This is a genomic window from Paractinoplanes tereljensis, from assembly GCF_016862435.1.
Classification (GTDB): Bacteria; Actinomycetota; Actinomycetes; order Mycobacteriales; family Micromonosporaceae; genus Actinoplanes; species Actinoplanes tereljensis.
In genome coordinates this window covers 380,357-398,764 of record NZ_BOMY01000033.1, presented here as the reverse complement: position 1 = coordinate 398,764, position 18,408 = coordinate 380,357, and the positions used below count along the sequence as shown (strand labels likewise).

Here is an 18,408-nt window from a genome sequence, read left to right as displayed (position 1 = left end):
CCCCCGCTAGCTCCGTCAAATTGTCCGACTCCTACACAATGCTGCCGGTTCGACGGAGGTTCGCGGGGGTAAATCAAGCATCAGTCCTCGAACGCCTCCGGGGCGGGGCAGGAACAGACCAGGTTGCGGTCGCCGTAGGCGCCGTCGATGCGGCGCACCGGCGGCCAGTACTTGGCGGTCCGGTCGACGCCCTTCGGGAAACCGGCGACCGAGCGCGGGTACGCGTGGTCCCACTCGTCGGCGGTGACCGCCGTGGCGGTGTGCGGGGCGTTGACCAGGGGGTTGTCCCCGGCCGGCCAGACCCCGGCCGCGACCTGGTCGATCTCTTCCTTGATCGCGATCATCGCGGCGCAGAACCGGTCGAGCTCGGCCAGGTCCTCGCTCTCGGTGGGCTCGACCATGAGCGTGCCGGCCACCGGGAACGACATGGTGGGCGCGTGGAAGCCGTAGTCGATGAGCCGCTTGGCGACGTCGTCGACGGTCACGCCGGTGGCCTTGGTGATCGGCCGCAGGTCGAGGATGCATTCGTGCGCGACGAGGCCGTTGCTGCCCGCGTACAGCACCGGGTAGTGGTCGCGCAGCCGCGAGGCCACGTAGTTGGCGGTGAGCACCGCGGCGCCGGTGGCGGCGGCCAGGCCGTCCGGGCCCATCATCCGCACGTACGCCCAGGAGATCGGCAGGATGCCGGCCGAGCCGTGCGCGGCGGCCGAGACGGCGTGGTGGTCGCCCGGCTCGAGGGGGTTGCCGGGCAGGAAGTCGGCGAGGTGCGCGCGGACCGCGACCGGTCCGACACCGGGACCGCCGCCGCCGTGCGGGATGCAGAACGTCTTGTGCAGGTTCAGGTGCGACACGTCGGCGCCGAACTTGCCCGGCTTGGCGTACCCGACCAGGGCATTGAGGTTGGCCCCGTCGACGTAGACCTGGCCGCCCGCCTCATGGACGCGAGCACAAAGGTCGGCGATCGAGGTCTCGTAGACGCCGTGGGTGGACGGGTAGGTCACCATGATCGCGGCCAGCGAGTCACTGAAACGAGAGATCTTGGCGTCCAAGTCCGACATGTCGACGTTGCCCAGCGCGTCACACGCCACCACAACCACCCGCATGCCGGCCATCACGGCGCTGGCCGCGTTGGTGCCGTGCGCGCTCGACGGGATCAGGCACACGTCGCGATGCAGATCACCGCGGGAGCGGTGATAACCCCGGATGGCCAGCAGGCCGGCCAACTCACCCTGAGATCCGGCATTGGGCTGTACGGACACCGCGTCGTACCCGGTGATCTCGGCCAGCCACGCTTCCAGCTGCGCCACCAGGTGCTCGTAGCCCTGGGTCTGCGACGCCGGGGCGTACGGGTGGATGTTGGCGAACTCCGGCCAGGTCACCGCTTCCATCTCGGTGGTGGCGTTGAGCTTCATCGTGCACGACCCGAGCGGGATCATGCCGCGGTCCAGCGCGTAGTCCTTGTCGGCGAGTTTGCGCAGGTAGCGCAGCATGCTGGTCTCGGAGTGGTGGGTGCGGAACACCGGGTGGGTGAGGAAGTCGGTGGTCCGGCCCAGCGGCTTGGCGCCGCACTCCGCGGCGGCCGAGAGGGGTACGCCGAACGCCGCGAGCACCGTGCCGACGTGCGCGTCGGTGGTGGTCTCGTCGGTCGACACCGACACCCGGTCGTCGTCGATCAGGCGCAGGTCGACACCGTTGCGGGCGGCCTCGGCGGCGATCGCGGCGGCCCGGCCCGGCACGATCGCGGTGACGGTGTCGAAGAACGCGTCACTGGTCAGCGAGACACCGGCCGCGGTGAGGCTGCCGGCGATGGTCAGGGCGTGGTTATGGGTGCGCTTGGCGATCCGGCGCAGCCCGTCCGGGCCGTGGTAGACCGCGTACATGCTGGCCATCACCGCGAGCAGGACCTGGGCGGTGCAGATGTTGCTTGTCGCCTTCTCCCGGCGGATGTGCTGCTCGCGGGTCTGCAGGGCGAGCCGGTACGCGGGCGCCCCGTCGGCGTCCTTGGAGACGCCGACCAGCCGGCCCGGCAGCGACCGCTCGAGCCCGGCGCGTACGGCCAGATAGCCGGCGTGCGGCCCGCCGAAGCCGAGCGGCACCCCGAAACGCTGGGTGGTGCCGGCCGCGATGTCCGCGCCGATCTCGCCCGGCGCCCGCAGCAGGGTCAGCGCGAGCAGGTCGGCGGCCACCGTGACCAGGGCGCCGGCCTCGTGCGCGGCGGTGATCAGCGCGGCGTGGTCACGGACCGCACCGGACGCGCCCGGGTACTGCAGGTGCAGACCGAAGTACTCGTCCGGCAGCGGCTCACCGGCGTCCAGGTCGACGAGCGCGAGCGTGATGCCCAGCGGCTCGGCCCGGGTGCGCAGCACGGCGAGCGTCTGCGGGAAGGTGTCGCTGTCCACGGCGTACACCCCGGATTTGGATTTTGATGCTCGGCGCGCCAGCGTCATCGCCTCGGCGACCGCCGTGCCCTCGTCCAGCATCGAGGCGTTCGCGGTGGTCAGACCGGTCAGGTCGGTGACCATGGTCTGGAAGTTGAGCAGCGCCTCCAGGCGGCCCTGGCTGATCTCCGGCTGGTACGGCGTGTAGGCCGTGTACCAGGACGGGTTCTCCAGGACGTTGCGCTTGATCACCGCCGGGGTGTGCGTGCCGTAGTAGCCGAGCCCGATCATCGGGGTGGCGACGGTGTTGCGCGACGCGATCTCGCGCAGCTCGGCGATCGCCTCCTCCTCGGAGGCGGCGGCCGGCAGGTCGAGGGCGTCGGTCCAGCGGATCACCTCGGGGATCGCCGCGTCCATCAGGGCGTCGAGCGACGAGAACCCGATGGACTTGAGCATGTGGGTCTGCTCGTCCGGATCGGGCCCGATATGCCGGGATGCGAACGTCATGGCGGCTCCTTGGGGCGAGGTCGACAAGCGGCCTCCCCCTCTGTCATACCCCCAGATGGGTACTTCAGAGTCGCGCAGCCCACACGGTCCGTTTGCCTGAGAGGTTCCGGGGAGGATTTGCCCCTTCGGCGCCGTCCCGGAGACGAACTCTCCCGCATGGCTGGCACCCAAACTACCAGTGGATCTGTTGCAACCGGGTAACCATAGGGTGGGGTTGTGACCTACACCCCCAAGCAGGACCGCTACGACTCGATGACCTACCGGCGAGCCGGGCGCAGCGGACTGAAACTGCCTGCCATCTCGCTCGGCCTCTGGCACAACTTCGGCGACACCCGCCCGCTCGACCGGCAGCGCGACATCGTGCGCCGCGCCTTCGATCTGGGCGTGACCCACTTCGACCTGGCCAACAACTACGGGCCGCCGCCCGGCAGCGCCGAGTCGAACTTCGGCCGCCTGCTCGCGACCGACCTCAAGCCCTACCGGGACGAGATCGTGGTGTCGACCAAGGCCGGTTACCACATGTGGGAAGGCCCGTACGGCGAGTGGGGTTCGAAGAAATACCTGGTCAGCAGCCTGGACCAGTCGCTGCAGCGGCTCGGGCTCGACTACGTCGACGTGTTCTACCACCACCGGCCCGACCCGGACACCCCGCTCGAGGAGACCATGGCGGCGCTGGACGCGGTGGTCCGGGCCGGCAAGGCGCTGTACGTCGGGATCAGCAACTACACCGCCGCGCAGACCGCCGCGGCCGCGAAGATCCTGCGTGAGCTGGGCACCCCGCTGCTGATCCACCAGCCGTCCTACTCGATCCTCAACCGCTGGACCGAGCGGGACAACCTGCTCGACACCCTCGAGGAGGCCGGGGCCGGCTGCATCGCGTTCAGCCCGCTGCAGCAGGGCCTGCTCACCGACCGCTACCTGGGCGGCATCCCGGCGGATTCGCGGGTGCGCACCAGCGTCTTCCTCAACGAGAGCAACCTCGACGCCAAGACGATGGGCCGCATCAACGCGCTGAACGACATCGCGAAGCGCCGCGGCCAGTCGCTGGCCCAGATGGCCCTGGCCTGGGCGCTGCGCGACGACCGGATGACCAGCCTGATCATCGGCGCCAGCAGCGTCGAGCAGCTGGAGAACAACATCGCCGCCCTGGACAACCTGCCGTTGTCGGCCGAGGAGCTGGACGAGATCGACGGCACGGTCCTCGACCTCTAAATTCGCTCTCGCCAGACCCACGCCGAACGGTACGGTCCCCGGCGTGAAAGAAAGGCACACGATCCTCGCGGTCGTGGTCGGATCCCGGGCCTACGGCCTCGACGGCCCCGGGTCCGACCACGACCGCCGGGGCGTGTTCGCCGCGCCGACCCGCAGTTTCTGGGGCGTCGAGAAGCCGCCGACCCATCTCGACGGGCCGCGCGACGAGGAGTTCTCCTGGGAGGTCGAGCGCTTCTGCGTGCTCGCCCTGCAGGGCAACCCGACCGTCCTGGAAGTGCTCTGGTCGCCGCTCGTCGAACACATCACCGCCGACGGCGAGGCTTTGCGGGCGGTGCGCCCGGCGTTCCTGTCGCGCCGCGTCGCAGCCAGCTACGGCGGGTACGCACGGGACCAGCTCAACCGGGTCAACGCCCGCCGCGAACGCACCGGCGACACCAACCACAAGCAGGCCATGCACATGCTGCGCCTGCTGCTGGCCGGCGCCCACGTGCTGCGCACCGGCGAGGTCCTGGTCGACGTGCGCCCCTGGCGGGAGCGGCTGCTCGCGGTCAAGCACGGCGAGACGCCCTGGCCCGAGGTAACGGCCTGGGCCGACCAACTGCAGACCGACCTGGCCACTGCGGCGGCCACCACCCAGCTCCCGGAAACCCCAGACCCAAAAGCGATAGATCAACTGCTTTACGCCGTACGGGAAAGGGGTTTGCAATGACACTGCGCACCGCCGAGCCCGCCGATCTCGCGGCCGTGCTGGATCTGGCGGTCGACTTCTATGCCGAGGACGGGTTCGCGACGCCACGCGCTCGCCTCGAGGAGCATCTGCGGCACCTGCTCGTCAGCGACGCCGCGCGCGTCGCGGTGATCGCGCTGGACGAGCAGATCGCGGCGTTCGCGATCAGCACTTCCAGCTATGGCCTCGAAAATGGGCTGATCGCCGAGCTGGAGGATCTGTATGTGGCGCCGGCGTTCCGGCGGCGCGGGCTGGCCGCCGAGCTGATCGAGGACAGTGCCCGGTGGGCTGCCGGGATCGGGGCCGCTCAGCTGGAGATCGTGGTGGCGCCGAACGGTATGGACGTCTCCCACCTGTACCGCTATTACCGGGCGCGGGGGTTCGCCGACGAGGGCCGGCGGCTGCTGGCCCGGCCGCTGCGCTGATCAGGCCGCGCGCGGCCGTTGGCCGGTGAGAGACAGCATGTTGCCGTCCGGGTCGCGGAACCAGGCGACGCCGGAACCGTCCGGTGCGGTCCAGACACCGTCGTCGTCCTGGTCCATCCCGTCGAGCCGGATGAAGGTGACGCCCCGGGCGACCAGGGTGTGTATCTCCGCGCGGAGGTCGTCGACCTGCCAGCCCAGCACGGTGAACGGCTGCGGGCGCAGGTCGGCGCCGACGTCGGTGATCCGGATCGCCGCGCTGCCCGCGGTCACCCACACCGCGGGAGACTCCCCCGCCGAGTACGACTCGGTGCGGGAGGGGTGCAGTCCGAGCACCGCCGCGTAGAACCGGCGGGACCGGGGCAGGTCGGTCGACGGCACGAAGGTGATGGGGAGCGCGCCGGCGAACCAGGGCGGCGGTCCCGGGGGCGCCACCCGCACGCCCGGCGGCGGCCAGGGCTGGACCCCGCGTGCCGACTCGGTCAGCTTGCTCAGCAGCCACCAGAGGCCGAGGACCACGGCGATGGCGGGGCCCAGCAGGGCCAGGGTCCAGGCCGTGGTGGTCCAGCCGCGCAGCACGGCGGGCAGCGCCGCCACCACCGGGCCGCCGGGCAGCAGCAGGACGCCGGTCCCGACGACGAGCGGGGTGAGCCCGCCGCCCGAACCGCCGAACCAGCCGCGCTCCAACGCGTGGGCCAGCATCGCCAGGCCGGCCGTCCAGCAGACGAACAACTGGACGACGATGGCTACCACCGCGACCACATCAAGGTCCATCCGGCGATGGTCTCACCACATTGGACGCAGGCCGCCGTCGATCACGAAGTCGCTGCCGTTGACGTTGCCGGACACGTCTCCGGCCAGGAACAGCACCACCGCGGCGACCTCGTCCGGGGTGGAGAACCGCCCGCTCGGGATGCCGGCCTTGGCCTGCGCCACCACGTCCTCCGGACGCAGCCCGGCCCCCGCCGATACGGTCGCGGCCACGCCGCCGCCGCCGAGCCACAGGTCGGTCTCGACCGGGCCGGGGCTGACCGTGTTGGCCCGCACACCCTTGGGGCCGAACTCCTTGGACAGCGACTTGGAGAACGACACCAGGGCCGCCTTGCCCGCGCTGTAGTCGACGACCAGCGGGTCGGACAGCGACGCGTTGACCGACGCCACCGTCACGATCGACCCGTGGCCGCGCTCGACCATCGACGGCAGCACGGCCCGGCTCATCCGCACCGCCGTGAGCAGGTTGAGATCGATCGTCCGCTGCCACTCGGCATCGGTGACCGAGAGGAACCCGCCGAGCCGGGCCGGCGCCGTCCCCACGTTGTTGACCAGCACGTCGACCGCGCCGCCGGCCGCCTCGACCAGTTCCGCCGGCGCCGCCGGGTCGCCGAGGTCGGACCGCACCCAGCGCACCCCGCCCGCCTTGACCAGGGTGTCCAGTTCCGGGGTGGTGGTCCGGGCCGCCGCGATCACGGTGGCTCCGGCCCCGGCGAGAGCTCGCACAATCGCCAGCCCGATCCCCTTGCTGGCACCGGTCACGATCGCCGTCTTTCCCTGCATGGCCCCACCTATCCGTCGTCGGTAGCGATCACGCTATCCACCCGGTCACCACCGCCGCATACGTCATCCGACTTCCTTTTCTAAGCACATCGGCTTAATGTAAGCGGCATGGCTGATGATCAGGTGACGTTCGGGACCTACTACGTGCGGGCCGGCGCGGAGGACGACTTCGAAAAGGTGCTCCGGGAGAGCTGGGCCACCCTGCACCGCCTGGGCTTCATCGCGGACGGCGATCCGGCGCTCTTCCGCTCGGTCTCCGGCCCGGTGCGGTACGTGGAGCTGACCCACTGGGTGCCCGGCGTGATGGGCCCGGCCCACGAACATCCGGACGTCATTCCGATCTGGACCAGGCTCGCCGCCCTGGTCGAGCCGCACACTCCCGCGCCGTCCGCCCGCGGCCTGGAGTTCGACGAGTTCGTGCCCGTTGAGTTCGTGCCGGTTGAGTTCGTGCCCGTTGGGTGAGCAGATCCCGGGCCTGGCCGACCTCGACCGGCTCGACACCGTCTTCGCCGCCCTGTCACACCGCACCCGCCGGGCGATCCTGGTGACCCTGCTGGCCCACGGCGGCTCCCAGGTCTCCGGCAAGATCGCCGTCCGGATGGACCACAGCTGGCAGACCACCAGCCGGCACCTGCGGGTGCTGGAGGAAGCCGGCCTGATCAGCGTCGGCCTGCAGGGCCGAGAACGCGTCTACACCCTGAACGCCGACTACATGACCGCCCTCCTCACCGACTGGACCGCCCGCTTCGAAGATTGAAGTGGTCTTCCCGGTCCATGACTGCGACCGACCCGCCCCGGCATCGGGGCCTCGCGGAATCCCGGGCGCCAACCAGATTCACGTCCCAGAAGTGGACGATTGACCGGCTCCGGAGCCAACGCCCGCCCGACAGAACCACTATTTCCGTTTTTTCGGGCAGTTCGCCGCCAAGTGTGCGGAGTTGCCGTCAGCTCCTAACAGCAGATCCGCAAGATCGACATCTGGGGGGCGCCGCGGGCCGCACGGCTCGCCAACCTCGCGGCCAATCCCGATCTCACACGGCCGAGGGCCGCGCAGCCGCGCCCGAACCGCCGCGTCCAGACGGCCGCGTCCGGAGTGCCGACCGATGGGCATGCCAAACGGGGAGTGCCAACAAAACGACAGGTGGGCGCTGGGGTGCCCGCCGGTCTGCCGGAGATCGGCGTCCGCAGGGCCGATCCCCGGGCGTCGCCCGCAGGGCGGCGCCCTGCGGGCCTTACGCCAGGACGAAGTCGGCCACGACGCAGGCGATGTTGTCGGGAGCGCCGGCCTCCAGCGCCAGATCCAGCAATCGCTGGGCCGCCGTGTCCGGGTCGGGGACGGCAGTCAGGGTCTCGTGCAGCGACAGGCGGTCGACTATCGCGGACAGGCCGTCGGAACACAGCAGGTAGCGGTCGCCGGGCAGGGCCGTGCGCAGGGCCAGGTCGGCCTCCACCGGCTGGGGGCCGCCGCCCAGCGCCCGCACCAGCAGCGCCCGCTGCGGATGAGCGGCCGCCTCGGCCAAGGCGAGCTTGCCGTGGTCGACCTCCTGCTGCACCCACGTGTGGTCGTGGGTCAGCTGGGACAGCTCCCCGTTGCGCAACAGGTAGGCGCGGGTGTCCCCGATGTGCACCAGGGCCAGCTGGGTGCCCTTGCGCACGATCGCGGTCAGGGTGGTGATCGCCTTGCCGCGCCAGGCCCGGTCGACCTCGTCGATGGTCGCGGCGAGCGTCGCCAGCGACGGTGTGCCGGACAGGGCCGCCACCGCGGCGGCGCTGGCCGCGGCCCCGGCCGGGCCGCCACCGCCGTCGGCCACCGCGAGCACGTCGGCGGAGGCGAAAGCGGCGTCCTGGTTGGTTTCCCGCACGGAACCGGTCGCACAGCGGGTCGCGTAGCGGATGGTGATCTCGGACATGGTGGTGTCTCCCCTGGACAGATCGGACAGGAGGAGGGCGACCTGCCGGGCCCGCGTCTCAGAACGGGCCGTCTCGGCCTGCCAGTACGCGTTGACCGCGGCCGCCACCGACGCCGGCGGCAACGCCGCCACCGTCTTGATCTCGGGCAGCGGCATGCCGATCCGGCGCAACCCGGCGATCAGCCGAGCCCGCTCGACCTGAGCCGGCTCGTAGAACCGGTAGCCGCTGTCGGGATCGACCGCGGCCGGCGCCAGCAGACCGGACTCGTCGTAGAGACGCAGCGCCCGCGGCGTCAACGACGCCTCTCGGGCGAACGCCCCGATCGTCAGCAGCCGCATCGGCCAACCCTCCTCGTGCCGGTCGGGCGACCGGCACGGACCACGTTGGGGCTTCCCGCAGGGTGAAGGTCAAGTATCAATTCTCGGTGAGCGCGTCCCGCAGCGACGCCCGCGACGAGATGCCCAGCTTGGGGAAGACCCGGTAGAGGTGGGCGCCGACGGTTCGCGGCGACAGGAACAGCTTGGCGCCGATCTCCTTGTTGCTCAGGCCACCGGCGGCCAGCGCGGCGATCTCCCGCTCCTGGGCGGTGAGCCCGTCCGCGCCACCGGCCAGAACGCCGGAGCCGGCCGCCCGCAGCTCGGAACGGGCCCGCGCGGCCCACGGCTCGGTGCCCAGCCGCTCGAACGCCTCGGCTGCCTCGGAGAGCACCGTGCGCGCCGCCACCCGATCCCGCTGCCGCCGCAGCCACATGCCCTGGGCCAGCAGCACCCGGGCCCGCTCGAACGGGAACTGGGCGGCCGCCGGATGCGCCACCGCCGCCTCGAAACCGCTGCCGGACGTCACCGCCCGCGCGGCCACGGTCAGGAACGCCAGCCGGCCCGAGACGGCCGGCAGATCCAGCGCCACCGCGGCCGCGACATGCGCGTCCGCCTGCGGCGTCCGCCCGGTGTGCACGGCCGCCTCGACCAGGTCCAGCAGGGTGCGCACCGACAATTGCGAGTACGGCGTAAAGGTGCCCGGCGCGGTCAGGCCACTCGCGTACGCGTACGCCTCCTCGTAGTCCCCGGCCGTCATCGCCGCCGCCGCGCCGATCGCCTCGGCCAACTCGGTGAGATAGCCGACGCCGCGCGGCCGCGCCCAGCGGTCGAGCCGGTCGGCGGCCCGCCGGGCCGTCTCGAAGTCCCCACGCCACGCCGCGGTCAGCCCGCTGAACCCGTAGAACTGGTGCTCGAACAGCGCGAACCCGTGCTCGATGGTGAGTTCCAGGCCGCGCCGCCCGGTCGCCAGGGCGTCGTCCCACTCCCCCGCCGTCATCTGGTCCAGCATCACCAGCTGCAGCAGCGTCATCGCGTTGCTGACCGCCCCGCCGTGCTCCTCCCGGTCGGCCACCCGCCGCACCAGGGCACGATGCTCGGCCAGGCAGTCGGTGTAGTAGGCGGCCACCCCCAGCCGCATCACATCCCACGGCTGACCCTCACCGACCTGCCCGAACGCCTCCCGGACCCGCTCGGCCGCGCCCTGCCCGGTCCGCGCGATGTCGCCGAAGACGTCCCGGTACAGCCGGCTCAGATCCCCGGCCCCGGCGAACACCTCCTCGGTGACATGCCACATCCCCTCGTCGCCGGCGAACAGGCTGATCGCCAGCAGCAGACCGAGCAGTCGCTCGCGGGTGCCCGCGTCGACGTCGCCGGCCAGCGCCGTGGCCACCCGGCGGTGCGCCACCCGCACGTCCCCGTCCCGGTACAGCGCCGCGTACGCCTCGGTCAGCACCGCGCCCGGCGACTGCGCCCCGGCCGCCGAGCGCAACTCCCCGGCCCGGTCGAGCAGGGCCGCCTGGGACGCCACGAACGCCGCCTCCTCGAGGCGCCGGGACCGCTCGGACGCGTCCGGGCTCAGCTCGGCCGCCCGGGTCAGCATCGCCACCGCCGACGCGGCGCCACCACGCTCGCTGGCCGACCGGGCCGCCAGCTCGAGGGACTCGGCCACCTCCTCATCCGGGTCGACGGTGGCCGCGGCCAGGTGGGTGGCGTACCGCTCGGCGTCCAGTTCATAGAGGTGGGACAGGTCGCGGTGGGCGGCCCGGCGCTCGTTGGGGGTGGCCGTGCCGAGCAGCGCCGAGCGGACCAGCGGATGCCGGAACGCCAGGTCACCGGTGACCAGCCCACTCGCGATCGCGTCAGCGACCCCGTCGAGCCGGTAGCGGGACCCGCTGTCCAGGGCCGCCCGCAGCATCGACTGCCGGGCCGGCCGGCTCAGCGCCTCGATCCGGGCCCCGAACAACCGGCGCGCCAGCGGCATCCCGATCCCGCCGGCCGCCGCCCGGGGCAGCTCGACCAGGGCCAGCGGATTGCCGTCCGCCTCGCGCAACACCTCGTCGCGGGCGGCCTCGGTGAGGCCGGGCGCGGTGGACTCCAGCAGCCGCTTCGCCGCCGGGGCGGCGAGCGGCGGCACCGACAACGAGGGCAGGCCGGCGACGTCCCAGGCCGAGGACACTTCGGAGCGTACGGCGACCAGCAGCCGCACCGGATGCCCGCTGAGCCGGCGCGCGATGAACGTGCCCACCTCCACCGACTGGGGGTCGAGCCAGTGCGCGTCGTCCACCACCAGCAGCAGCGGCTGGGTGCCGGCGGCCAGCGCGAGCAGGTCGAGGACGGCCACGCCGAGGGCGAGCACCGACGGCGGTTCCGCGCTGCCCCGGCCGAAGATGGTGTCGAACGTGGTGCGGGTCGGCGGGTCGAGGCTGCTCGCGTGCGGCAGCAGCGGGTAGAGCATCTGATGCAGGCCGGCGTAGGCGAGCCCGAACTCGGCCTCGGTGCCGACCGCCCGCAGCACCCTCCGGTCCCCGGCGGTGGCGACCGCGTCGAGCAGCACGCTCTTGCCGACACCGGCGTCGCCCCGGACCACCAGGGCCCCGCCGCCGTCGGCCGACCGGAACGCGGTCAGCGCGGCAAGCTCGGTGTCGCGGCCCAAGATCTCAGAAGTCACCGCAGCAACCTAAAACATGTCAGTCGGCGAAGCCGTCCGGTTGGAGGTGTGCGGTGCGCCGCACTGCCCGTACAGCATCCTAGGATTCTAGGTTTAATGGTTTGGACGGGTTGTCGGTTTACGCTGATCCTCATGCCCGCCACGACGCGAGAGGCCCCGGCCCTCCACCTGTCCCGGCCGCACCGGCCGGTTCTGGTCGCGGGCACCCTCGGCGAGCTGACCGGGCCCACCAGCGGGCTGGTCGAGCTGCCGCTGCGGCTGTGGTGGAACCCGATGCGCGCGTTCGACCTCGACCAGCACACCATGCTCACCTGGATGTACGAGAACGTGCTGCGCGAGGCGATCCGGGTCGACGAACTCCGGACATATATCAACGGCGCCACCCTCGTACGGCTGTGGCCGCAGTTGAATCTCCCCCGCGCCGTGCGGGCCGCCTGGGAAGCGCGGCATCCGCGGCTGCGGCACGCGTGAGGTTCGAGGACTTCTACCGCGATGTCGCCCGGGTCGCCCTGGCGGTCGCCGACAAACACGGTTTCGTCCTCGGCGGCGGGGTCGCCTGGCTGGTCAACGGCCTGGTGGCCCGGCCGACCGAGGATGTCGACCTGTTCACCGACACGGCCGGCGGAGTCACCGCGGCGGCCGGCGAGGTGACCGCCGCGCTGCGCGAGAACGGCTACCGGGTGCTGCGCGAGGAGGGCGACGAACTGTTCGCCGGGATGGACGAGGACATCCAGGAGTTCGTGGTCAGCCGGGACGGCCGGGCGCTGCGGCTGACCCTGTGCCGGCTCGACCGGCACCGGGCGCCGGTGGTGATGGACCTCGGCCCGGTCATGCACCTCGACGACCTGGTCGCCACCAAAGTTGCGGCCCTGGTCAATCGGCGCGAGGTGCGCGACTACATCGACGTGGCCGCCGCCCTGGAGCGCTATCCCCTCGACCGGATCCTGGAGCTGGCGCACGCGGTCGACCCGGCGCTGGACCCGGCCGACATCGCCGACGCCGGCCGGTACCTGGACCGGCTGGACGACACCCGTTTCACCCTGTATGGCCTGGACGCTCCGCAGATTGCCGAATTGCGGGCGCGACTGGCGGCCTGGCCGCGCTCGTGAGAAGCACGCTGGATAAGGTTTAACCACCATGACTCTCACAGATCGCCTTCCGGGCACGGCCGAACCCGACGCGGTCTTCGATGCCTTTCAGAAATGGACCAGCGAGCAGGGTCTCTCCCTCTACACCCATCAGGAAGAGGCACTGATCGAGTTGGCCACCGGGGCCAACGTCATCCTCAACACCCCGACCGGCTCGGGCAAGAGCCTGGTCGCGGCGGGCGCGCACTTCATCGCCCTGGCCAGCGGGCGCACCACCTTCTACACCGCGCCGATCAAGGCGCTGGTCAGCGAGAAGTTCTTCGCCCTGTGCGCCACCTTCGGCGCGCACAACGTCGGCATGCTCACCGGCGACGCCAGCGTCAACGCGGACGCGCCGATCATCTGCTGCACCGCCGAGGTGCTCGCCAACCTGGCCCTGCGCGAGGGCACCGCCGCCGACGTCGGCCAGGTGGTGATGGACGAGTTCCACTTCTACGCCGAACCCGACCGCGGCTGGGCCTGGCAGGTGCCGATCATCGAGCTGCCGCAGGCCCAGTTCCTGCTGATGTCGGCCACCCTCGGCGACACCACCCGGTTCGTCGACGACCTCAGCCGCCGCACCGGCCGGCCCACCGCCGTGGTGGCCAGCGCCGAGCGGCCGGTCCCGCTGGTCTTCCAGTACGTGATGACGCCACTGCACGAGACCATCGAAGAGCTGCTGCAGACCCACCAGGCGCCGGTCTACGTCGTGCACTTCACCCAGGTCGCCGCGCTGGAACGGGCGCAGTCGCTGATGAGCGTCAACATGTGCACCCGCGAGGAGAAAGACAAGATCGCGGCGGCCATCGGCGGCTTCCGGTTCACCGCCGGCTTCGGCAAGACCCTGTCCCGGCTGGTCCGGCACGGCATCGGCGTGCACCACGCCGGCATGCTGCCGAAATACCGCCGCCTGGTGGAGACCCTGGCCCAGGCCGGGCTGCTCAAGGTGATCTGCGGGACCGACACGCTCGGCGTCGGCATCAACGTGCCGATCCGCACCGTGCTGTTCACCGGCCTGTCCAAGTACGACGGGGTCAAGACCCGGCTGCTCAAGGCCCGCGAGTTCCACCAGATCGCCGGCCGGGCCGGGCGGGCCGGGTTCGACACCCTGGGCACCGTCATCGTGCAGGCCCCCGAGCACGTCGTGGAAAACGAGCGGGCCCTGGCCAAGGCCGGCGACGACCCGAAGAAACGGCGCAAGGTCGTCCGCAAGAAGCCGCCCGAGGGCACCGTGGGGTACGCGCAGCCCACCTTCGACCGCCTGGTCGCCGCCGATCCCGAGCCGTTGACCAGTTCGTTCCAGGTGTCGCACGCGATGCTGCTCAACGTGCTCGCCCGCGGCGGGGACCCGTTCGCGGCGATGCGGCACCTGCTCACCGACAACCACGAGGAACCGGCCGCGCAGCGCCGGCACATCCGCCGGGCCATCGCCATCGCCCGGGCGCTGATGGCCGGCGGGGTCATCGAACGCACCCCGGACGGCGTCTACAAGCTCACCGAGGACCTCCAGCTCGACTTCGCGCTCAACCAGGCCCTGTCGCCGTTCGCGCTGGCCTGCCTGGAGCTGCTCGACCGGGAGGCGCCGGACTACCCCCTCGACGTGGTCTCGGTGATCGAGTCCACCCTGGAGGACCCGCGGCAGGTCCTCTACGCGCAGCGCACCAAGGCGCGCGGCGAGGCGGTGAACGCCATGAAGGCCGAGGGCATCGAGTACGAGCAGCGGATGGAACTCCTCGAGGAGGTCACCCACCCGCGCCCGCTGCTGGAACTGCTGGAGAACGCGTACGAGACGTACCGTCGCGGGCACCCCTGGGTCGCCGACTACGAGATCAAACCCAAGAGCGTCGTCCGGGACATGTACGAGCGGGCGATGACCTTCACCGAATACGTGTCGTTCTACGGCCTGTCCCGCTCCGAGGGCCTGGTCCTGCGCTACCTGGCCGACGCCTACCGGGCGCTGCGGCACACCGTGCCCGAGGACGCCCGCACCGAGGAGCTCGGCGACCTCATCGAGTGGCTCGGCGAGCTGGTCCGCCAGGTCGACTCCAGCCTCCTCGACGAGTGGGAACGCCTGCGCAACCCCGGAGCCGACATCGAAGAGGTACGCCTCGACGACAAGCCGCCCGCGGTCACCCGCAACGTGCGCGCCTTCAAGGTCCTGGTCCGCAACGCCCTGTTCCGCCGGGTCGAGCTGGCCGCCCTGCGCCGCTGGTACGACCTCGGCGAACTCGACGGCGAGCAGGGCTGGACCGCCGACCGCTGGTCGGCTGCCCTCGAGCCCTACTTCGACGAGTACGACGAGATCGGCACCGGCCCCGCGGCCCGTGGCCCCGCGTTCCTGCACATCGACGCGGGCCCGGCGGTGTGGACCTTGCGGCAGGTGTTCGAGGACCCGGACGGCGACCACGACTGGGGCATCGAGGCCACCGTCGACCTGGCCGCCTCCGACGAGGCCGGCGCCGCCGCGGTCGTCATCACCGCCGTCGGCCCGCACGACTGATGAACCCGCCGCTGTCCAGGCGGCGGCGGGTCGCCGGGTTCGCCCTCGCCGTCCTCGGGTTACCGCTGCTCACCGCGGTCACCGGGGAGATCTCGCTGTTCCTGGCGGCGGTGGTCGGGGTGGCCCTGGTCGGCGGGCTCTGGCCCGCTCTGCTGGCCGCGGTCGGCGGGTTCCTGCTGCTCAACTACTTCCATGTGGCGCCGCTGCACACCCTGGCCATCGCCCGCGGCGACAGTCTGCTCGCGCTGGCCGCGTTCGTGGTGGTGGCGGTGGCCGTGTCCTGGGTGGTCGACCTGGCCGCCCGGCGCACCGCCCAGGCCGGCACCCTGGCCGAGGTGGCCGGCGGGGTGCTGCGCGGCGGCCCCGACCCGCTGGCCGGGCTGCTGCGGCAACTGCGGGACACGTTCGCCCTCGACGCGGTGACCCTGCTCGAACGCGTACCCGGCGGCTGGCACCCGGTCGCCTCGGTAGGCTCACCGGCCGCCGCGAGCCCCGCCGACGGAGACGCCTTCGGCGTCGACGATCGCCTCCACCTCGTCCTGACCGGCCGCCCGCTGGGGAAATCCGACCGGCGGATCGTCGGGGCGTTCGCCGCCCAGGCCGCCGTCGCCCTGCGCCAGCAGCGCCTGACCGTGGCGGCCGAGGGCGACAAGGTGCGCACCGCGCTGCTCGCCGCCGTCGGGCACGACCTGCGCACGCCGCTCGCCTCGGCCAAGGCCGCGGTGGCCGGGCTGCGCAGCACCGAGGTCTCGTTCGACGCCGAGGACGAGGCCGAGCTGCTGGCCACCGCCGACGAATCCCTCGACCGGCTGGCCGGCCTGGTCGCCAACCTGCTCGACATGAGCCGGTTGCAGGCCGGGGCGCTCGGAGTAGCCCTCACCGACATCGGCCTGGAGGACGTGGTCCCGGCCGCCCTCGACGAGCTCGGCCCACTCGGCCGGGAGATCACCGTGTGGCTGCCCGACGACCTGCCGGCCGTGCACGCCGACCCCGGCCTGCTCGACCGGGTGCTGGTCAACGTGGTGGGCAACGCGCTGCGCTACTCGCCCTCCGGCCGGCCTCCGTCGGTGAGCGGCCGCGCCCGCGACGACCTCGTGGAACTGCTGGTCGTCGACCACGGGCCGGGCATCGCACCGGACAAGTGGGACCTGATCTTCCAGCCGTTCCAGCGGCTCGGCGACCGGGACAACCACACCGGCGTCGGCCTCGGCCTGGCCCTGTCCCGCGGCCTCGCCGAGGCGATGGGCGGCACCCTGAACCCCGCCGCGACGCCCGGCGGGGGCCTTACGATGATCCTTTCCTTGCCGGCCGCCGGGAGATCGACGTGACCCGCATCCTCGTCGTCGACGACGACCCGCAGATCCTCCGGGCGCTGCGGATCAACCTGCGCGCCCGGCAGTACGACGTGGACGTCGCGGCCGACGGCGCCGGCGCCCTGCACGCGGCCGCCGCCCACCCACCCGACCTGGTCGTGCTCGACCTGGGCCTGCCCGACATGGACGGCGCCGAGGTGATCCGCGGGCTGCGCGGCTGGACCGCCGTACCGATCATCGTGCTGTCCGGCCGGGCCGAGGGCACCGACAAGGTCGCCGCCCTGGACGCCGGCGCCGACGACTACGTGACCAAGCCGTTCGGCGTGGACGAGCTGCTGGCCCGGATCCGGGCGGTGACCCGCCGCGCCCAGCCGGCCACGGCAGGCGCGGTGATCACCCTGGGCCGCTACACGATCGACCTGGGCGACCACACCATCACCCCCGAGCAGCGGCTGACTCCCACCGAATGGCAACTGCTCGAACAGCTCCTGCGCAACCCCGGCAAGCTGATCACCCAGCGGCAGCTGCTGAAGGAGGTGTGGGGCCCGCAGTACGGCACCGAGAGCAACTACCTGCGCCAGTACATGGCCCGGCTACGCCGCAAACTGGAGGACGACCCCACCCGCCCCCGCCACCTGCTCACCGAACCAGGCATGGGCTACCGCTACCAGCCGTAACCCGAAGGTCACGAACGTGTTGTCCAATCCTGTCGGGTGTTCATCATTCGCAACACGCGACCGGCCCGCACGCCGATACTGGTGGAGTTGCCCCGGCCTCGCTAGCCTAGGCCCCCGAACCTGCGTGTCCCGTGGCCGCACATCTGGGCTGCAAGAGCGCGGCCCCGACGGACTCGGGAGTGACCTAGAGTGTCCCCACAGGGATCGGCAGACGCGGACGCCAAGACCGCCGACGGGCGCAACCTTCGATACCAGGTGGTCGGCGCCCCGGGTGGGTCCCCGGTTTTCCTCCTGCACGGCGCCCCCGGCAGCCGCATCGGCCCGCGGCCCCGATCCAGCGTCCTCTACCGCCTCGGCGTCCGCCTGATCAGCTACGACCGGCCCGGCTACGGCGGCTCCGACCGGCATGCCGGCCGCAGCATCGCCGACTGCGCCGCCGACATCGAATGCATAGCCGACGACCTGGGGCTGGACTCCTTCGCCGTGGTCGGCCGCTCCGGCGGCGGGCCGCACGCCCTCGCCTCCGCGGCCTTGCTGCCGGCCCGGGTCGACCGGGTGGCCGTGCTGGTCAGCCTGGCACCACACGAGGCCGGCGAGGAGTTGGACTGGTACGCGGGGATGAACGCCGACAACACCCGCGGGTTCGCGATCGCCCGCGCCGACGAACAGAAACTCATCGAACGCCTGCGGTTGCAGGCCGACCGGGTGCAACGCAGCCCGCTCAGCCTGCTCGACTCCCTGCGCGGCCAGATCAGCGCCCCCGACCGGCAGGTCGTCGGCGACCTGACCATCGAGAAACTGCTGTTGGAGGCGTACGCGGAAGCGACCCGCCCAGGCCCGTACGGATGGATCGACGACACCCTGGCCGTCCGCCGCGACTGGGGGTTCGACCTGGCCGACGTGCGCCAGCCGGTGCTGCTCTGGCACGGCGCCGAGGACAACGTCGTGCCGGCCAGCCACGCCCGCTGGCTGGCCGCCCGCATCCCGCACGCCGACCTACGGGTGCAGTCCGGCTCCGCCCACTTCGGAGCCATGGGCATCCTGCCGGAGATCCTGACCTGGCTGGTCGACGCCCCGGTCCACGCCTAGGGCTCG

16 protein-coding genes and 1 riboswitch are annotated in these 18,408 nt (G+C 71.8%); of the genes, 11 read left to right on the top strand and 5 right to left on the bottom strand.

Features of this window, described 5'->3' with window-relative positions:
- Positions 1 to 80: 80 nt before the first annotated feature.
- Positions 81 to 2,885 carry an aminomethyl-transferring glycine dehydrogenase gene (gene gcvP, locus Ate02nite_RS24610; RefSeq protein WP_203809448.1) on the bottom strand — a complete coding sequence of 935 codons (2,805 nt, stop codon included), beginning with the start codon at positions 2,883 to 2,885 and terminating at the stop codon, positions 81 to 83.
- Positions 2,886 to 2,959: 74 nt separating this feature from the next.
- A riboswitch (glycine riboswitch) is annotated at positions 2,960 to 3,050 on the bottom strand.
- 51 nt (positions 3,051 to 3,101) lie between these two features.
- Between gcvP and mgrA the strand changes: the two genes are divergently transcribed.
- The 3 genes from mgrA to Ate02nite_RS24595 are packed head-to-tail and all read left to right on the top strand — an operon-like array spanning position 3,102 to position 5,249.
- On the top strand, positions 3,102 to 4,097 hold the full coding sequence (gene mgrA / locus Ate02nite_RS24605; protein ID WP_203809446.1) for an L-glyceraldehyde 3-phosphate reductase: 996 nt from the start codon (positions 3,102 to 3,104) through the stop codon (positions 4,095 to 4,097).
- A gap of 43 nt (positions 4,098 to 4,140) precedes the next feature.
- Positions 4,141 to 4,806 carry a nucleotidyltransferase domain-containing protein gene (locus Ate02nite_RS24600; RefSeq protein WP_203809444.1) on the top strand — a complete coding sequence of 222 codons (666 nt, stop codon included), beginning with the start codon at positions 4,141 to 4,143 and terminating at the stop codon, positions 4,804 to 4,806.
- Positions 4,803 to 5,249 carry a GNAT family N-acetyltransferase gene (locus Ate02nite_RS24595; RefSeq protein ID WP_203809442.1) on the top strand — a complete coding sequence of 149 codons (447 nt, stop codon included), beginning with the start codon at positions 4,803 to 4,805 and terminating at the stop codon, positions 5,247 to 5,249. Before Ate02nite_RS24600 ends, Ate02nite_RS24595 begins: the two co-directional genes overlap by 4 nt.
- Here the strand turns inward: Ate02nite_RS24595 and Ate02nite_RS48935 are convergent, their stop codons facing one another.
- Together Ate02nite_RS48935 and Ate02nite_RS24585 are read right to left on the bottom strand one after the other, a co-directional pair.
- Positions 5,250 to 6,020 (bottom strand): VOC family protein, encoded by a 771-nt coding sequence (locus Ate02nite_RS48935; RefSeq protein ID WP_239147650.1) that lies wholly within the window; start codon positions 6,018 to 6,020, stop codon positions 5,250 to 5,252. It abuts the gene before it with no gap.
- Positions 6,021 to 6,032: 12 nt separating this feature from the next.
- Positions 6,033 to 6,800: an SDR family NAD(P)-dependent oxidoreductase gene (locus Ate02nite_RS24585; protein WP_239147649.1), complete on the bottom strand. Its 768-nt coding sequence runs from the start codon at positions 6,798 to 6,800 to the stop codon at positions 6,033 to 6,035.
- A gap of 108 nt (positions 6,801 to 6,908) precedes the next feature.
- On the opposite strand from Ate02nite_RS24585, the gene Ate02nite_RS24580 reads away from it, so the two are divergent.
- Both Ate02nite_RS24580 and Ate02nite_RS24575 read left to right on the top strand, forming a co-directional pair.
- Positions 6,909 to 7,262, top strand: coding sequence for a hypothetical protein (locus tag Ate02nite_RS24580; RefSeq protein WP_203809440.1), 354 nt, complete (start codon positions 6,909 to 6,911; stop codon positions 7,260 to 7,262).
- Positions 7,255 to 7,557, top strand: coding sequence for an ArsR/SmtB family transcription factor (locus tag Ate02nite_RS24575; protein WP_203809438.1), 303 nt, complete (start codon positions 7,255 to 7,257; stop codon positions 7,555 to 7,557). The genes Ate02nite_RS24580 and Ate02nite_RS24575 overlap by 8 nt, the downstream gene beginning before the upstream one ends.
- 475 nt (positions 7,558 to 8,032) lie before the next feature.
- Here Ate02nite_RS24575 and Ate02nite_RS24570 read toward each other — a convergent pair whose 3' ends face one another.
- The gene (locus Ate02nite_RS24570) at positions 8,033 to 9,049 is read right to left on the bottom strand and encodes a MerR family transcriptional regulator (protein ID WP_203809436.1); all 1,017 of its coding nucleotides are present in this window, start codon (positions 9,047 to 9,049) and stop codon (positions 8,033 to 8,035) included.
- A gap of 76 nt (positions 9,050 to 9,125) precedes the next feature.
- Positions 9,126 to 11,696, bottom strand: coding sequence for a helix-turn-helix transcriptional regulator (locus tag Ate02nite_RS24565; RefSeq protein WP_203809434.1), 2,571 nt, complete (start codon positions 11,694 to 11,696; stop codon positions 9,126 to 9,128).
- A gap of 132 nt (positions 11,697 to 11,828) precedes the next feature.
- On the opposite strand from Ate02nite_RS24565, the gene Ate02nite_RS24560 reads away from it, so the two are divergent.
- From Ate02nite_RS24560 to Ate02nite_RS24535, 6 genes are all read left to right on the top strand, one after another.
- On the top strand, positions 11,829 to 12,167 hold the full coding sequence (locus Ate02nite_RS24560) for a hypothetical protein (protein ID WP_203809432.1): 339 nt from the start codon (positions 11,829 to 11,831) through the stop codon (positions 12,165 to 12,167).
- Positions 12,164 to 12,805, top strand: coding sequence for a nucleotidyl transferase AbiEii/AbiGii toxin family protein (locus Ate02nite_RS24555; RefSeq protein ID WP_203809430.1), 642 nt, complete (start codon positions 12,164 to 12,166; stop codon positions 12,803 to 12,805). The genes Ate02nite_RS24560 and Ate02nite_RS24555 overlap by 4 nt, the downstream gene beginning before the upstream one ends.
- Before the next feature lie 28 nt (positions 12,806 to 12,833).
- On the top strand, positions 12,834 to 15,323 hold the full coding sequence (locus Ate02nite_RS24550) for a DEAD/DEAH box helicase (RefSeq protein ID WP_203809428.1): 2,490 nt from the start codon (positions 12,834 to 12,836) through the stop codon (positions 15,321 to 15,323).
- On the top strand, positions 15,323 to 16,651 hold the full coding sequence (locus tag Ate02nite_RS24545) for a sensor histidine kinase (RefSeq protein WP_203809426.1): 1,329 nt from the start codon (positions 15,323 to 15,325) through the stop codon (positions 16,649 to 16,651). Before Ate02nite_RS24550 ends, Ate02nite_RS24545 begins: the two co-directional genes overlap by 1 nt.
- Entirely contained in the window at positions 16,648 to 17,313 is a 666-nt protein-coding gene (locus Ate02nite_RS24540; RefSeq protein WP_203809423.1) for a response regulator, read from the top strand. Before Ate02nite_RS24545 ends, Ate02nite_RS24540 begins: the two co-directional genes overlap by 4 nt.
- A 189-nt stretch (positions 17,314 to 17,502) precedes the next feature.
- On the top strand, positions 17,503 to 18,402 hold the full coding sequence (locus Ate02nite_RS24535; RefSeq protein ID WP_203809421.1) for an alpha/beta fold hydrolase: 900 nt from the start codon (positions 17,503 to 17,505) through the stop codon (positions 18,400 to 18,402).
- The last annotated feature ends 6 nt before the right edge of the window (positions 18,403 to 18,408 follow it).

Excerpts from the sequence above, each read along its gene's own strand:
- gcvP (WP_203809448.1), bottom strand. The coding sequence starts at position 2,885 with ATGACGTTCGCATCCCGGCATATCGGGCCCGATCCGGACGAGCAGACC.
- Ate02nite_RS24595 (WP_203809442.1), top strand. The coding sequence starts at position 4,803 with ATGACACTGCGCACCGCCGAGCCCGCCGATCTCGCGGCCGTGCTGGAT.
- Ate02nite_RS48935 (WP_239147650.1), bottom strand. The coding sequence starts at position 6,020 with ATGGACCTTGATGTGGTCGCGGTGGTAGCCATCGTCGTCCAGTTGTTC.
- Ate02nite_RS24585 (WP_239147649.1), bottom strand. The coding sequence starts at position 6,800 with ATGCAGGGAAAGACGGCGATCGTGACCGGTGCCAGCAAGGGGATCGGG.
- Ate02nite_RS24580 (WP_203809440.1), top strand. The coding sequence starts at position 6,909 with ATGGCTGATGATCAGGTGACGTTCGGGACCTACTACGTGCGGGCCGGC.
- Ate02nite_RS24570 (WP_203809436.1), bottom strand. The coding sequence starts at position 9,049 with ATGCGGCTGCTGACGATCGGGGCGTTCGCCCGAGAGGCGTCGTTGACG.
- Ate02nite_RS24560 (WP_203809432.1), top strand. The coding sequence starts at position 11,829 with ATGCCCGCCACGACGCGAGAGGCCCCGGCCCTCCACCTGTCCCGGCCG.
- Ate02nite_RS24550 (WP_203809428.1), top strand. The coding sequence starts at position 12,834 with ATGACTCTCACAGATCGCCTTCCGGGCACGGCCGAACCCGACGCGGTC.
- Ate02nite_RS24545 (WP_203809426.1), top strand. The coding sequence starts at position 15,323 with ATGAACCCGCCGCTGTCCAGGCGGCGGCGGGTCGCCGGGTTCGCCCTC.